Annotated in this window: 13 protein-coding genes; 5 read left to right on the top strand and 8 right to left on the bottom strand. The window is 65.3% G+C overall.

Features of this window, described 5'->3' with window-relative positions; all coding sequences use genetic code 11:
* Nucleotides 1-3: 3 nt before the first annotated feature.
* Nucleotides 4-2,109, top strand: a complete 2,106-nt coding sequence (gene nrdE / locus ACQHI0_RS20880) for a class 1b ribonucleoside-diphosphate reductase subunit alpha (protein ID WP_427909241.1) — start codon at nt 4-6, stop codon at nt 2,107-2,109.
* 885 nt (nt 2,110-2,994) lie between these two features.
* On the opposite strand, the gene ACQHI0_RS20875 is transcribed toward nrdE, so the two are convergent.
* Nucleotides 2,995-3,426 (bottom strand): RDD family protein, encoded by a 432-nt coding sequence (locus ACQHI0_RS20875; RefSeq protein ID WP_427903530.1) that lies wholly within the window; start codon nt 3,424-3,426, stop codon nt 2,995-2,997.
* Between the two features lie 269 nt (nt 3,427-3,695).
* Between ACQHI0_RS20875 and ACQHI0_RS20870 the strand changes: the two genes are divergently transcribed.
* Nucleotides 3,696-4,184, top strand: a complete 489-nt coding sequence (locus tag ACQHI0_RS20870; RefSeq protein ID WP_427903529.1) for a DUF3558 family protein — start codon at nt 3,696-3,698, stop codon at nt 4,182-4,184.
* 42 nt (nt 4,185-4,226) lie between these two features.
* Here the strand turns inward: ACQHI0_RS20870 and ACQHI0_RS20865 are convergent, their stop codons facing one another.
* The 3 genes from ACQHI0_RS20865 to ACQHI0_RS20855 form a co-directional block, all read right to left on the bottom strand.
* The gene (locus ACQHI0_RS20865; RefSeq protein ID WP_427903528.1) at nt 4,227-4,697 is read right to left on the bottom strand and encodes an RDD family protein; all 471 of its coding nucleotides are present in this window, start codon (nt 4,695-4,697) and stop codon (nt 4,227-4,229) included.
* A 40-nt stretch (nt 4,698-4,737) separates the two neighbouring features.
* The gene (locus tag ACQHI0_RS20860; protein WP_427903527.1) at nt 4,738-5,730 is read right to left on the bottom strand and encodes an LLM class F420-dependent oxidoreductase; all 993 of its coding nucleotides are present in this window, start codon (nt 5,728-5,730) and stop codon (nt 4,738-4,740) included.
* A gap of 313 nt (nt 5,731-6,043) precedes the next feature.
* Entirely contained in the window at nt 6,044-6,730 is a 687-nt protein-coding gene (locus ACQHI0_RS20855; RefSeq protein WP_427903526.1) for a DUF899 family protein, read from the bottom strand.
* Nucleotides 6,731-6,810: 80 nt separating this feature from the next.
* Here ACQHI0_RS20855 and ACQHI0_RS20850 point away from each other — a divergent pair, with 80 nt between their 5' ends.
* Both ACQHI0_RS20850 and mgtE read left to right on the top strand, forming a co-directional pair.
* Nucleotides 6,811-7,386 carry a TetR/AcrR family transcriptional regulator gene (locus tag ACQHI0_RS20850; RefSeq protein WP_427903525.1) on the top strand — a complete coding sequence of 192 codons (576 nt, stop codon included), beginning with the start codon at nt 6,811-6,813 and terminating at the stop codon, nt 7,384-7,386.
* Between the two features lie 353 nt (nt 7,387-7,739).
* Complete coding sequence (gene mgtE / locus ACQHI0_RS20845) at nt 7,740-9,191, top strand: magnesium transporter (protein WP_427903524.1); 1,452 nt, start codon at nt 7,740-7,742, stop codon at nt 9,189-9,191.
* Nucleotides 9,192-9,227: 36 nt separating this feature from the next.
* Here the strand turns inward: mgtE and ACQHI0_RS20840 are convergent, their stop codons facing one another.
* The 3 genes from ACQHI0_RS20840 to ACQHI0_RS20830 all read right to left on the bottom strand — a co-directional run bounded on the left by ACQHI0_RS20840 (nt 9,228) and on the right by ACQHI0_RS20830 (nt 12,139).
* On the bottom strand, nt 9,228-10,208 hold the full coding sequence (locus tag ACQHI0_RS20840; protein WP_427903523.1) for a peptidase: 981 nt from the start codon (nt 10,206-10,208) through the stop codon (nt 9,228-9,230).
* A 114-nt stretch (nt 10,209-10,322) separates the two neighbouring features.
* Entirely contained in the window at nt 10,323-11,267 is a 945-nt protein-coding gene (locus tag ACQHI0_RS20835; RefSeq protein WP_427903522.1) for a hypothetical protein, read from the bottom strand.
* 20 nt (nt 11,268-11,287) lie between these two features.
* The gene (locus ACQHI0_RS20830) at nt 11,288-12,139 is read right to left on the bottom strand and encodes a peptidase (RefSeq protein WP_427903521.1); all 852 of its coding nucleotides are present in this window, start codon (nt 12,137-12,139) and stop codon (nt 11,288-11,290) included.
* Between the two features lie 476 nt (nt 12,140-12,615).
* Between ACQHI0_RS20830 and nrdF the strand changes: the two genes are divergently transcribed.
* Nucleotides 12,616-13,578 carry a class 1b ribonucleoside-diphosphate reductase subunit beta gene (gene nrdF / locus ACQHI0_RS20825; protein WP_056812336.1) on the top strand — a complete coding sequence of 321 codons (963 nt, stop codon included), beginning with the start codon at nt 12,616-12,618 and terminating at the stop codon, nt 13,576-13,578.
* Nucleotides 13,579-13,639: 61 nt separating this feature from the next.
* On the opposite strand, the gene ACQHI0_RS20820 is transcribed toward nrdF, so the two are convergent.
* Nucleotides 13,640-14,044: a hypothetical protein gene (locus ACQHI0_RS20820; protein WP_427903520.1), complete on the bottom strand. Its 405-nt coding sequence runs from the start codon at nt 14,042-14,044 to the stop codon at nt 13,640-13,642.
* Nucleotides 14,045-14,055: the final 11 nt, after the last annotated feature.

The raw sequence follows: 14,055 nt of genomic DNA, 5'->3' as shown, positions 1-14,055 counted from the left end.
GTCATGGACTACCACGCCCTCAACGCGATGCTGAACCTGTACGGCCCCAACGGCGAGATCCAGTTCGACAAGGATCGCGAGGCCGCGCACCAGTACTTCCTGCAGCACGTGAACCAGAACACCGTCTTCTTCCACAACCTGGACGAGAAGCTGGACTACCTGGTCAAGGAGAACTACTACGAGACCGAGGTGCTCGACCAGTACGGTCGCCCCTTCGTCAAGCAGCTGTTCCAGCAGGCCTACGCCAAGAAGTTCCGGTTCCCGACCTTCCTCGGCGCGTTCAAGTACTACACCTCGTACACGCTCAAGACCTTCGACGGTAAGCGCTACCTGGAGCGCTTCGAGGATCGCGTCTGCATGGTCGCGCTGACGCTGGCCGCAGGCGACGAGGTGCTGGCCGGCAACCTGGTCGACGAGATCATCGACGGCCGCTTCCAGCCCGCCACCCCCACCTTCCTCAACTCCGGCAAGAAGCAGCGCGGCGAGCCCGTGTCCTGCTTCCTGCTGCGCATCGAGGACAACATGGAGTCCATCGGGCGCTCCATCAACTCCGCGCTGCAGCTGTCCAAACGCGGCGGCGGTGTCGCGTTGCTGCTCAGCAACATTCGTGAGCACGGCGCCCCGATCAAGAAGATCGAGAACCAGAGCTCGGGTGTCATCCCGATCATGAAGCTCCTCGAGGACTCCTTCTCCTACGCGAACCAGCTGGGTGCGCGTCAGGGCGCGGGCGCGGTGTACCTGCACGCCCACCACCCCGACATCTACCGCTTCCTCGACACCAAGCGCGAGAACGCGGACGAGAAGATCCGCATCAAGACGCTCTCGCTGGGCGTGGTGATCCCCGACATCACCTTCGAGCTGGCGAAGAAGAACGAGGACATGTACCTGTTCTCGCCCTACGACGTCGAGCGCATCTACGGTGTGCCGTTCGCCGATGTGAACGTCACCGAGAAGTACTACGAGATGGTCGACGACAAGCGCATCCGCAAGTCGAAGATCAAGGCGCGCGAGTTCTTCCAGACCATCGCCGAGCTGCAGTTCGAGTCGGGCTACCCCTACATCATGTTCGAGGACACGGTGAACCGGGCCAACCCGATCAAGGGCAAGATCACCCACTCGAACCTGTGCTCGGAGATCCTGCAGGTCTCCACCCCCTCGGAATTCAACGACGATCTGTCGTATTCCAAGGTGGGCAAAGACATTTCGTGCAACCTGGGTTCGCTCAACATCGCGAAGGCGATGGACTCACCGGACTTCGGCCAGACGATCGAGACCTCGATCCGCGCCCTCACCGCGGTGTCGGACCAGACCCACATCTTCTCGGTGCCCTCGATCGAGCAGGGCAACAACGAATCTCACGCCATCGGCCTCGGCCAGATGAACCTGCACGGGTACCTGGCGCGCGAACGGGTCCACTACGGCTCCGAAGAAGGCGTGGACTTCACCAACATCTACTTCTATACCGTTGTGTACCACGCGATTCGGGCCTCGAACCTGATCGCCAAGGAGCGCGGCTCCGCGTTCGGTGGGTTCGCCGACTCCAAGTACGCCAGCGGCGAGTACTTCGACAAGTACACCGAGCAGGCGTGGGAACCGAAGACCGACAAGGTGGCTCAGATGTTCGCCGACGCCGGCGTGCGCATCCCCACCCAGGACGACTGGCGTCTGCTCAAGGCCTCGGTGCAGGAATACGGCATCTACAACCAGAACCTGCAGGCCGTCCCGCCGACCGGTTCGATCTCCTACATCAACCACTCCACCAGCTCGATCCACCCGGTGGCGTCGAAGATCGAGATCCGCAAGGAAGGCAAGATCGGCCGCGTCTACTACCCGGCCCCATACCTGGACAACGACAATCTCGAGTACTTCGCCGATGCCTACGAAATCGGCTACGAAAAAATCATCGACACTTACGCCGCAGCCACACAACACGTCGACCAGGGCTTGTCGTTGACCCTGTTCTTCAAAGACACCGCAACAACCCGCGATATCAACAAGGCTCAGATCTACGCTTGGCGCAAGGGCATCAAGACCCTCTACTACATCCGCTTGCGCCAAATGGCCTTGCAAGGGACGGAAATAGAAAATTGCGTCAGCTGCATGCTGTAATTCCTCGTTAGCAAACTCGGCGCGGAGGTCAGATGGGCAAGGCAACTGCTGGTGTGATCTACGGAGTTCGCCTCCGCGCCGAATTTGACTATCGGTATATAGGGCTGACGACAAAGTCGGAGCATGTGCGGCTCCGTCAGCACTTCAAGGTCGCCAGCACGGGTCGAAAGACTCCGTTCTATGACTGGCTGCGCAGACAGGATCGCGACGAGGTGATAGCGGATGTCATGGATTGGGTATAAGGCCTGAAGAAGCTCGGAAAGGCTGAGATCGATTGGATCGCATACCTTCGGAGGGAAGGTCAGCCATTACTCAACCTCGCTGATGGCGGACTCGGACCTGTTGGTGTGGTATGGACTGCGGAAATGCGGGAGGCCGCGCGAATCCGGTCGACCGGCCGTCCGGGTGTGAGCCGGTTCGGCGACGAGAATCCGTTTCACGGGCGCACGCACTCGGCTTCACAGCGTGCGAAATGGTCGATCGAACGTAAAGGCACATACGAAGGCGAAGCCAATCCGAACTATGGGAAGTTCGGTCCAGAACACCCCGGATTCGGCCGTGTGATGTCGGAGGAATCGCGTCTGCGGCTATCGGAGATGAGAACCGGCGCGGGAAACCCGAACTACGGGCGGACGGCCAGCGCCGAGACTCGGGCGAAGATGTCTGCTGCTCAGAAAGGGCGACCGAAGCCCACGAGCAGGCGTAACGCACACACTCGCCATCACACGAATAAGGCTGTGTTCAAAGAATCTTGTGCGTATTGCGTCGAGGACCTGGCGAATCGGGACGATCGGAAACCTGAAGTCGATAGCTGAACCCCATCGTCGGCCCCACGGATGAGCCGTCCGAACTGCTGCGCACGTGAGTCGGTCGGCCCTATGCGTGTCAGTCGACGGAATCGAAGAGGTCGAAGCAGGACCAGCCGCCGCGGAACCACTGGACGACCAGTTGCCAGGTCGACGGGTAGGTTCCGTCGGCGTAGCACAGGCGCAGGCCGTATCGGCACTTGCCGATTGTCGTTCGGGTGTGGCGTTGGATCACCGTGCGGTGCAGGAAGGACGCGCCGAGCCAGGCGAGGATGCCGTACAGGACGGCTGTTGCACCGGGGGCGAGGTACCAGGCGGTGGCGCCGATCGCCGCGTGCAGCGTCATGTCGATGAGGAACGCGGGAATCACGCCGGTCTCGTCGCCGTTGGAAGTGCGTGCGGTGAGCGGGAATTCGTCCGCCCGGCGCTGCGAGGCTCGCGTTTCGGTGAACGCTGGTCGCTCGACTCTGCTGGTCCTTGCCGCGTGCCGGGGCGGTGCTGCGTTGCTCATGGGCCTCAGCGTGGTGCGTAGCGCTTAACATCCACCCGCTGTCGGTCTTGTCGACCTGTTCACGACGTTGCGTGCTCGCTGATCTGAAGTGGCGGCACAAGTGAGCAGGCATGCACCTAGTCAGTCGAGCAGGCATGTGGTCGCGTGTTCTTCACAGCCGAGGGAGGTGTTCGTGGTGATCGGCACAAGTCTGTTCCAGCGACGGCACCGGACAGTTGCGAACCTTGTTAACGTGGCCGCGTTTTGAGATGCACGGTGAGAGGGACCAGATGAAGCGCGCGCTCGTGATGGTAGCGGCCGGAGGATTGGCGCTGGCGGCGCTCGTCGGATGTTCGAGCGACGAGCCCGCGGAAGCGAAGGTGTTGTTCGAGCCGTGCACCGGGGTTACCGCGGGTGCACTGCAGAAGGCCGGTGTCGACCCCGCGACGAAGGTTGCCGCGGGTGCACCTGCCGCGGGCTGGCAGACCTGCGAATGGACCGGTGCCACCGTCCACCTGAAGGTGTTCTCGATCTCGAGAACCCTCGAGGAGTTCGAAAAGGAGTCGGGCACGACAGCGTTCACCGACGAAACCGTCGCGCGCCGCGCCGGCCGCCGCCTGGCCGCCGCCGCGGCCCCCAACTCCTGTGACGTCCTCTTCTCCGCCGACCAAGGAGTGATCCGCATGGTCGTAGTGAAGAACCCCACCGAACCGGCCACCGACCCATGTGTCACCCTGCGCCACATGGGCGAATCGATCGTCCCGACCTTCCCTGCCTGAGCAGCCGCTCATCACCCGAGCGCGAGCCGCTGACGTCGGTGTTCAGGGTAAGGAGAGGACTTGGATCACGGATTTGAGCACGGTGGTGAGCCAGTGTTTTGTCAGGCGGCCCAGGGTGGGGTGGGTGCCGTCGGGGTGGGCCAGGCGTAGGCCGAGCAGGGCGTTGCCGAGGGTTGCTCGGGTGAGTCGCTGAATCGCGACGCGGTGCAGGAAGGAGGCGGTGATCCAGGCCAGGCAGGCATACCAGAACGCTGTGGTGGGGTCGTTCGGTCGAAGGGCGAACCAGACGGCGACGCCGATGCTGATGTGGAGGGTCCAGTTGATCAGGGCGGCGAGGATGGCGGGTAGGGGGTTGTCGCTGTCGGGCGGGGTGGTCGACAGGCTGTGTTTGCTCGGTGCGGGATCGCCGTCGTTGTCGAGGGTGGGGCCGAGGTGGCGTGTGCCGTCGGGTCGCTGCTGGTCTGTGGTGGTCAGCGCCGATGATTCGCGCCGCACGGCCTCCGGTTGCCTCATGACGCCAAAGTAGAAAGTGGGGCTTAAGGCCGGCCGTGGATTACGCCAATGCCGGGATCACCTCGCGTTCGAAGAGTTCGATGCCGGAGGTGTCGTAGGCGGCTTCGGGGAAGTTGAGGATGGCGTAGGCGAGGCCGAGATTCTTTACCTCGGTGAGGCGTTCGATGATCTGTTCGGGGGTGCCGACGGCCGCGCTGGTGGCGAATTGTTCGTGCACAAAGGCTTTCGCCTCGTCGGCGCCGAGGAAGGGGGTGAAGCGGTCGATGACTGTCGAGAGACGTTCTTGCACTTCGGTTTCGGTCGTGCCGACGATGGCGTTGAAGTTGGAGCTGCGGGTGATCGCCGCGAAATCGGTGCCGACCTCGGTGCAGTGCCGGCGCAGGATGTCGGACTTGCGGGCGAACTCTTCGGGGTTGCCGCTGAAATTGGTGTAGGCGGCGTACTTCGCCGCGATCCGCAAGGTCTTCTTCTCGCCGCCGCCCGCGATCCAGATCGGAATTCCGTTCTCCTGCAACGGGCGTGGGTGCACGATGGCGTCGTCGACCTGGTAGTACTTGCCGTCCAGTGTTGCCCGGCCGGTCTGCCAGGCCTGACGGAAGATCTGCACGCCTTCGTCGAGGCGGCCGAGGCGTTCGCCGGCGGGCGGGAAGCCGTAACCGTATGCGCGCCATTCGTGTTCGTACCAGCCACCGCCGATGCCCAGCTCCACCCGGCCGCCCGAGATCAGGTCGACGGTGGCGGCCACCTTGGCGAGGTAGGCGGGGTTGCGGTAGCTCACCGCGGTACACATCTGGCCAAGCCGCACGCGCGAGGTGGTGGCCCCGAACGCCGCCATCAACGACCATGCCTCGTGGGTGGCCTCGTCGGTGGGGACGGGCGTGGTGTGGAAGTGGTCGTAGACCCAGATCGACTCCCACTCGGTGATCGCGTCGAACCGCTGGGCCAGCTCACGCATCACCGACCACTGGTCGGCCGGTTCGATACCGACCAGATCCAGCCGCCAGCCCTGGGGAACGAAGATGCCGAATCGCACAGGTTTTCTCCTGGAGTGAATGGAACTCGAGCGGCGCGCCACACGCCGCGGCTGTCGCGCTCCACTGTTCCACTTCCGTGCGCTCAGGCAACTATTGTGCGCGCACCGCGCTGAACTCTGGACCGGCTGTTATGCACGGAAATTCACTGGGCACGCGGGGCGAACCTGGGCAGGCTCGCCCTCGTATGAACAATATTTCCCCACCCCGCCTCGGCGTCGATTTCGGCCGGGTGATCCAGGGGCCGCGCGCACGCCGGGCGCCCCGGACACGCCCGATCGGCCGCGATCGGGCGTGCGGCCGCGATCTCGCAGATCAGGCGCTTGGGTCGCCGTAGGACGCGGCGATGTCCTTACTGCTCGGCCAGCCGCTGTAGGTCGGTGACTGCGGCCAGCCCTCCGGACTGTCCTGCCATACCTCCTGGCGGCCGTAGGGGAGCGCGTCGATGAGGCCGAAGGTGTAGGCGAGTTGTTCGGTGCCACGGCCGTCGGTGTGCCAGCTGCGGTAGACGGTGTCGCCGTCGCGCAGGAAGGTGTTCACGGCGAAGCCCGCGCCGGGGCCTGCGCCCATGTCGGCGCCGAACGGGCTGTCGGCGGTCGAGTACCAGGTCATCGTGTTGCCGACGCGCTTCTTGTAGGCGAGCACCTCGTCCATCGGCCCCTGCGTCACGATGACGAATCGCGCGTCGTAGCCGTCGAGAAAATCCAGCCGTGCGTACTGCGCGGTGAGGCCGGTGCAGCCCCCGCACTGCCAGGTGTTTCCCGGCGTCCACATGTGGTGATAGGTGATCAGCTGCGAGTGCCCGTCGAAGATCTCGGCGAGTGAAACGTCGCTGCCGTCTTCGGCTTTCAGCGTGTAGTCGGGCAGGCGGACGGCGGGCAGACGCCGGCGCTGGGCGGCGACGGCATCGAGTTCGCGGGTCGCGGCCTTCTCCCGGATTCTGAGCTGATCGAGTTCGGCCTGCCAGGCGTCCTGATCGACGATGGTGGGCAATGCGGTCATGATGGGCCACCCTTCGATGTGTACGGTGTGCACATTTGATATGTTCACACCGTATACTTCTTCGAAAGGAAGTTCAAGGGTTGGCCTATCACCACGGTGACCTCGCGGCGGCATTGGTCGAGGCCGGACTGGAACTCACCAGATCCGGCGGGCCCGACGCGCTGACGATCCGCGCAGTCACCCGCCGGGTCGGTGTCACGCCGAACGCCGCCTACCGGCACTTTCCCGACCGGCAAGCCCTGTTGCGCGCGGTCGCGACGGCGATCGAGGCGCGGATGGCCGAGGGCATGGAGCGCGTCCCGGTGGCACCGCGCGCGAGCTTGCGCGCGGTCGGCCTCGGGTATATCGGCTTCGCGCTGGGGGAACCGGGCTGGTTCGCGGTCGCGTTCTTCGGCGCCGGTGACACCTCGCCCGAATCGGTCGTCGACTCGCCCGCCTATCTCGCCCTCGCCGACGCGCTCGACATGATGGTGCACATCGGCGAACTCGCCCCCGCGGCGCGCCAGGGCGCGACCTGGAGCTGCTGGTCCACCGTGCACGGCTTCGCGGAACTGGCATTGCGCGGGCCGTTGCGGCACCTGGACCGCGCCGAGTTGTGGCCGCTCGCGGAACAGGCCGTCGACACCGTCATCGCCGGGCTCCCACGGGTGGTGTGAGTGGGCTCACTGTGACCAGTGGTACGCGAGCCAGGGGTGAAACGAACGGGCCTCGCATGTAGTCTCTTGGTGGAAGGGTGTGCCCGAGTGGGTACTCCACGTGATCTGCGGAGCGATGAGCCGCGGCGACTGTGAGGAGGTGGGGTTGCAATGCGCAACGAACCCCCCAGTCGAAGGCCGCGCGGCGTCACCCCTTCGTCCTCGCACTGAATTCCTGACCTGGTAGGTCCGGCTCGTGCGTGCTGGCCCCGGCGGTGGACGCCCCGCGGTGTGAACGTCAGCCACCGTTCCACTCATTCGCATCCTGTCGCAATGTCGCAGGCGTGCGCGCTGTTACGCCAGAGGACTCCTCCATGTCGAACATCGATCTCGTCGAAACCCGTCACGTACCCACCGAATCCGTTGCGCCGGAAGTAGTTTCGCCGCGCCGCACCCCCGTCGAAGATCACGCGGTGACCGAGGCGCTGGAAATTCTGTCCGAATCGGTGCGCGATATCGTCGCGACCCACCGCGTCACCTGCGGTGGCCTCGACTGGCTGGAGAACCGTCCGCCGCACGTGATCGCCGACGCGCTCGCCCGGATGGACGCCGTGCAGGCCGGAGTCGTGTTCCGGCTGCTCGACAAGGAGCGCGCGCTCAGCGTGTTCGAGGAGCTCGAGCCGGTGGACCAGCAGCAGATCCTGCAGGGCCTGCGCGAGAAGAGCTTTCGCGATCTCGTCGAGGCGATGGACCCCGACGACCGTGCTCGGATGCTGCACGAAGCACCCGCCAAGGTCGCCAAGAAGGTGCTGGCCGGGCTGAGCCCGCGCGAGCGCCGGATGACGGCCGCGCTGCTCGGCTACCCCGAGGGCTCGGTCGGGCTGTTCATGACGCCGGAAGTTGTTGCGCTGCCGGACAATCTGACCGTCGCGCAGGCACTGGGCTGTGTGCGCGCCAAGGGCGGCAACGCCGAAACGGTCTACACGCTGCCCGTGGTCGATCGCGGCCGCCGCCTCACCGGCATCGTCGAATTGCGCGAGCTGGTGCTGCACTCCCCGGACGCGATGGTGTCCGAACTCGTCGTCACCGAGCCGCCATTCGTGCGGGCCACCGATTCCGCGGAGAAGGCCGCCCGGCTGATGAGTTCCACCAACCTCATCAACCTGGTGGTCGTCGACAGCGAGGACCGGGTGGTCGGGCTGCTCACCATCGACGACGCGATGGAGGTACTGGAGGCCGCCGACAGTGAGGACGTCGCCAAGCAGGCCGGTTCGGCGCCGTGGGAGGGCCACTACATGGCCGCCAAGGTGTTCCAGCTGGCGCGCTACCGGGCGCTGTGGCTGACGCTGCTGCTGTTCGCGGCCACGCTGACCGTGAGTGTCACCGACATGTTCGCCTCGACCCTCGAACAGGCCGCGAGTCTGGCGCTGTTCATTCCGCTGCTGATCGGCGCGGGCGGCAACGCGGGCGCGCAGGCGGCGACGGCGTGCGTACGCGCGCTGGCGGTCGGCGAGGTGCGGGTCTCGGATCTGTTCAAGGTGATCTGGCGCGAATGCCGGGTCGGGCTGGTGCTCGGCAGCATGCTGGCCGCGGCCGGGCTGCTGATCGGCACCGTGTTCGTCGGGCCGAAGATCGCCATCGTCGTGGCCATCACCCTGGTGGTCATCTGCGGCTGGGCGGCGACAATCGGCGGCACGATGCCGTTGCTGGCCAAGAAGTTCCGGATCGACCCCGCGGTCGTGTCGGCGCCGATGGTGACCACCCTGGTCGACGCGACCGGGCTGATCATCTACTTCACCACCGCGAAGCTGGTGCTGGGGATCTGAAGCTGGTGCTGGGGATCTGAAGCTGGTGCTGGGGATCTAACGCTCCGGGAAGAGCGTGAGCGTCTGTGCCATGACGTCTTTGGCGACGTCGTCAGTGGCGGCGACCACCTCGACAACCGGAATGCGCCTGCCGAACGCGGTGGATTCGGCGGGCAGTTCCGGGCCGACGGCCGCGGTGTAGATCGGGATCGAGCTGTCGTAGACCGAGACCGAGCGGTGCACCGTGCGGCCGTCGATGTGGTCCTCGGTGCTGTTGGCGGCCAGGTAGTCGGGCACGCGGTACTCGTAGCTCACGGTGATCTTCTCGCCGCGATAACTGAAGAGGCACTGGGTGAGTCGCTGTTCGTCGCCGGGCACGGCGCCGGCCAGTTTGCCGCGAACCGTGCACGGGTCGGCGCCGAGCAACACGGTTGGTGCGGTGTCGGGGGAGGTGCCCTGCGGCGGCGACTGACGCCAGCGCTCGATCATGCCGGGCATCAGTTCGTCGGCGACCGTGCACGGGTTCTTACCCGGGGTGGACAGGCCGAGGTAGAACGCCGCGCTCGACGGGAACTGGGCGGTCGCACCGCAGGCGCGTGGTTCGCCCGCATCCCGGTCGGGGACCGTGCGGACGTTCGTGTCGCCGATCTGCCGCGTGACGCCGCGGCCGCCGGTGGACAGGGCATCGAGCAGGGTGGCGTGCCAGGTCAGGGTCGAGCCTTCGCCTGCTTTGTCGCTGCCGATGATCGCCCGGCACGAGTCGAGGCCGACGGTCACGCTCTTGACCTCGCCGAACTGTGCCAGGGTTTCGCGTGGCAGCAACGCGCAGACGTCGACCTGGCGGGTCGCCTGGGCCACCTCCGCGCGCTGGTTCTGATCCTGGGGGACCTTCGACCAGAACTCGGGGGGCTGGGCGGGTATCACCGGCGCCGGTGGCGGTGGCAATGTCGCGTAATCGGGTGGGTCGCCCGCCTCGTCACTCCCGCACCCGGCGCATACGAGCAACGCGGCAGCGGCCAGCGCCATCCTGCGATACATCCGCACCCCTGTCCTCGGCAGATCCGGGCCCGGACGCGCGCCCGACCACCGAGTCTGCCCGCGACGGCAACCCTCGCGCAAACATCGCGCCAGGTCGTTCTCAGAACGTTGTCGTCACCGCACCAGCGGCAAGGTTTCGCGCATGACCTTCTCCGCGATCGTGGAGTCGGCTGTGACCGAGACGGTCGGCACGCGCCGACCGAGCAGGGCGTCGGTCGGCCCTGGTGCGAGACCGGGGCCGACGACCGCCGACAGCGACGCCAGGTCGGACTGGGCCGTATCGAACCGGTACACCTGGCGGGAGCCGACGGTGAAGGCCGGCGCGTCGTCGATGATGGAACGTTCCTCGTTGTAGTCGTAGGTGACGATCGCATCGCGCCCTTCCACGTGCAATGTGCACGTGGTGACACCCTGATCGGCCGCGGGCACCTGGACACCGAGCGACGGTGCGACCGCACACGGATCGGCCCCGGTGATCACCGCCCGATCCGAGTCCGGCGAGGTCCCCTGGGCAGGTTCCTTACGCCATTCGATCAACGCGATCCGCAACAGCGCCTTCGCCGACGCGCAGGCATCCTGCGGCGCCCGCACACTGAACGACAGATCGGCCCCCGCCACGAATCGCGCCCACGCCTGACAGGCCCCACGCACCTGCGGATCGCCCGACGCCGCGGGTTCGTCGTTGAACAGCACCCGCACATCCCCCATCGACTCGACGTCTACCGGTCGGTCCATGCCCGGCTCACCCTCGAACATCACCCCGGTACTCCAGGTCGCATCGATCCCGGTGAGATGACCCTCGACAGCGATGTTGAGCCGGCACTGATTCGGATGCACGTTCTCGACATCGCGCACGGTGCCGAGCGTCCCCAGCGCTGCGCGGGGTAACAACGCGCACACATCGATCGCCCTGACCTTGCGCAGAACCGCGACCTTGTCCTGATCGGAAACCGCTGCGGTGGACCAGAATCCGCCTTTGGGCATGGAGTCCGGTGCGGGTTCGCTCCCGCACGCGACCATCGTCAGCGCTGCGGCGATCAGCAGGATGAACTGTCGCACAGGGGTTCTCCTTGTCCGGATCAGGTGGCGGGGAAGAGCGTGAGGACCTGCCGCATCACATCTTTGGCGACGTCGGGAGTGTCGGCGAACACGTTGACCGCGGGTGCGCTAGGGCCGAGATAGCCTGTCTCCCCGGCGAATTCGGGGCCCACCACCACGGTGTAGCTCGTGCCGTCGAGGACGTTGGCGGTACGGCCGTCGGGCATCTGCTCGGTGTTCTTGCTGAGTATCAGTTTCTCGCGGTTCTCGAAGCTGACGACGACATCAACGCCTCGGTAGGTGAAGCCGCACGAGTTCAGCGTCGGCACGCCGAACGGGCCGGTTCCGTCCAGGAGGGAGCGCACGGCGCACGGATCCGCGCCGTTCAGGACCGAGCGCCTCGTATCGGGTGAGGTGCCCTGCGGTGGCGCTGCCAGCCAGCGTTGCACCGCGCCGGGGACCAGGGCCTCCAGTCGGGCACACGCGTCGGTCGTCGGAGAGGTGGTCGCCTTGAAATAGATGGCCGCACCTGAACGGAACTTCGCGGTGGCATTGCAGGTCTTCTCGGGCGCACTGGTTCCCGGGTCATCGGGCAGCACCGACAAGGCAACGTCGCCGAGTTGCCTCACGGTTGCTCCCGGTTGTGGGACATCGCCGAAGACCACCATCGACGCCCAGCTCAGCTTCTCGACACTGCCCTTCGGTCCCAATTCGACTCGGCAGGAATCAGTTTCGTCGTTGTCGACTTTGCGTACCTCGCCGAAAGTGCTGAGTTCCGTGCGGGGAACGAGCGCGCACACGTCGATGAGTCGCGCATGCGCCGACACCTGGGCTCGCTGCTCGTCGGTCTGCGGGACGGTCGACCAAAACGATGCGTCGACCGGGGTCGGCACAGGCTCGACAGCTCGCGTGGTCTCCGGCGGATCTGCTTGACAAGCTGTCAGTCCGAGAATGACGGCGGCGGCGCCAACCACCAGTCGACGCAATCGCATATGCAAATCCCCCTCGCGCGGACGACGCCCGCTCCTTTGACCCACTTCGAATGCCAGTGTGCCGGATTTGCCACCTCTGACCCGCACCGGGCCAGGTGCGCCGGTCAGTGGCGCCGCTCACCGGCGGACCGGGCGCTCACACGCATGTGGCGAATCACTGGCGATGCGATGGTGGTGTGGCGGCGATCGTGCCGCACAATGGGGGCCGCGTGTGTGGTGCGGGTGTTCGGCCGGTCAGGTCGGGTTCCGCGCGCCGCAACACAAGCTGTAGTGCTCCCCGAGGTTGTCACCCACTACGAGTAGTGTTCTGGGTGAAGGGCCTCGCGCATGTCGGCGAGTGCGGGTCATCAGGTCTGGCGGAAAGGTGTGGAGGCGGAATGAAGCTCATCGATCGGGCGTCGGCCATCAATTGGAATCGGGTGCCCGATGAGAAGGATGCCGAGGTCTGGGATCGGCTGACCGGCAACTTCTGGTTGCCCGAGAAGGTCCCGGTGTCCAACGACATCCCGTCCTGGAACACCCTCACCCCCGACGAGAAGCAGCTCACCATGCGGGTCTTCACCGGCCTGACGCTGCTCGACACCATCCAGGGCACCGTCGGCGCGGTCTCGCTGATCCCCGACGCGATCACCCCGCACGAGCAGGCGGTGTACACCAACATCGCGTTCATGGAGTCAGTGCACGCCAAGAGCTACAGCTCCATCTTCTCGACCCTGTGCTCGACCAAGGAGATCGACGAAGCCTTCCGCTGGTCGGAGGAGAACCGCAACCTGCAGCGCAAGGCGGAGATCGTCCTGGGCTACTACAACGGCGACGATCCGCTCAAGCGCAAGGTGGCCTCCACGCTGCTGGAGAGCTTCCTGTTCTACTCCGGCTTCTACCTGCCGATGCACTGGTCCTCGCGGGCCAAGCTCACCAACACCGCCGACATGATCCGGCTGATCATTCGCGACGAGGCCGTGCACGGGTACTACATCGGCTACAAGTATCAGAAGGGCCTCGAGCTGGTCTCCCAGGCCGAGCGCGACGAGCTCAAGAACTACACCTTCGAGCTGCTCTTCGAGCTCTACGACAACGAGGTCGACTACACCCAGGACCTCTACGACGAGGTCGGCCTCACCGAGGACGTCAAGAAGTTCCTGCGCTACAACGCGAACAAGGCGCTGATGAACCTCGGCTACGAGGGTCTGTTCCCGAAGGACGAGTGCGAGGTGAACCCTGCGATCCTCTCGGCCCTGTCGCCCAACGCCGACGAGAACCACGACTTCTTCTCGGGTTCGGGTTCCAGCTACGTCATCGGCAAGGCCATCAACACCGAAGACGAGGACTGGGAGTTCTGAGCGAACTCGACCCACGACGGCGGCGGAGTGATCCGCCGCCGTTGTGCTGGGATCGGATCGGTCAGCGCTCCCACGGTGCTTGCAGTGACGGATCGTCGAAGGCCTCGGCCGCCTGCTGATAGAGCTCGCCGATACGGTGCTCGACCTTCTTGCGGTCTTGTTCCGAGATGTCGGCCTGGTCCAAGCGCGCGGCCGCGTTGGCCACGGCGTGGAAGACCAACGTCGGCTTGCCGTCGATGATGTCGGCGACCGGGAATTTGTAGTCGGCCTCGGTGGCGGGATTGCCGCCACGTTCGCGGTACAGATAGATGCTCGCCAGTTTGAGCGGGTCGCCGTTTGCCCACCGCAAGGCGTCGTGCTCGGCCTTGGTGCCGCTCCACTCGTGGTCTCGGGGAGCCCACGGAAGGTCGAGATCGGCGGCGTTGTCGGATGCGGGCGGGATTCGCTCATCGGAATGCTCGGCCATGTTCTCCTCCT

Origin of the sequence: Nocardia sp. FBN12 (genome assembly GCF_050320175.1) — a bacterium.
Classification (GTDB): domain Bacteria; phylum Actinomycetota; class Actinomycetes; order Mycobacteriales; family Mycobacteriaceae; genus Nocardia.
This window is presented reverse-complemented; position numbering and strand designations above follow the sequence as displayed.

What these genes read in the sequence shown, in the direction of transcription:
- ACQHI0_RS20865 (WP_427903528.1), bottom strand. Translation starts at nt 4,697, where the DNA reads ATGAGGCAACCGGAGGCCGTGCGGCGCGAATCATCGGCGCTGACCACC.
- ACQHI0_RS20870 (WP_427903529.1), top strand. Translation starts at nt 3,696, where the DNA reads ATGAAGCGCGCGCTCGTGATGGTAGCGGCCGGAGGATTGGCGCTGGCG.
- nrdF (WP_056812336.1), top strand. Translation starts at nt 12,616, where the DNA reads ATGAAGCTCATCGATCGGGCGTCGGCCATCAATTGGAATCGGGTGCCC.
- nrdE (WP_427909241.1), top strand. Translation starts at nt 4, where the DNA reads ATGGACTACCACGCCCTCAACGCGATGCTGAACCTGTACGGCCCCAAC.
- ACQHI0_RS20855 (WP_427903526.1), bottom strand. Translation starts at nt 6,730, where the DNA reads ATGACCGCATTGCCCACCATCGTCGATCAGGACGCCTGGCAGGCCGAA.
- ACQHI0_RS20840 (WP_427903523.1), bottom strand. Translation starts at nt 10,208, where the DNA reads ATGTATCGCAGGATGGCGCTGGCCGCTGCCGCGTTGCTCGTATGCGCC.
- mgtE (WP_427903524.1), top strand. Translation starts at nt 7,740, where the DNA reads ATGTCGAACATCGATCTCGTCGAAACCCGTCACGTACCCACCGAATCC.
- ACQHI0_RS20875 (WP_427903530.1), bottom strand. Translation starts at nt 3,426, where the DNA reads ATGAGCAACGCAGCACCGCCCCGGCACGCGGCAAGGACCAGCAGAGTC.
- ACQHI0_RS20820 (WP_427903520.1), bottom strand. Translation starts at nt 14,044, where the DNA reads ATGGCCGAGCATTCCGATGAGCGAATCCCGCCCGCATCCGACAACGCC.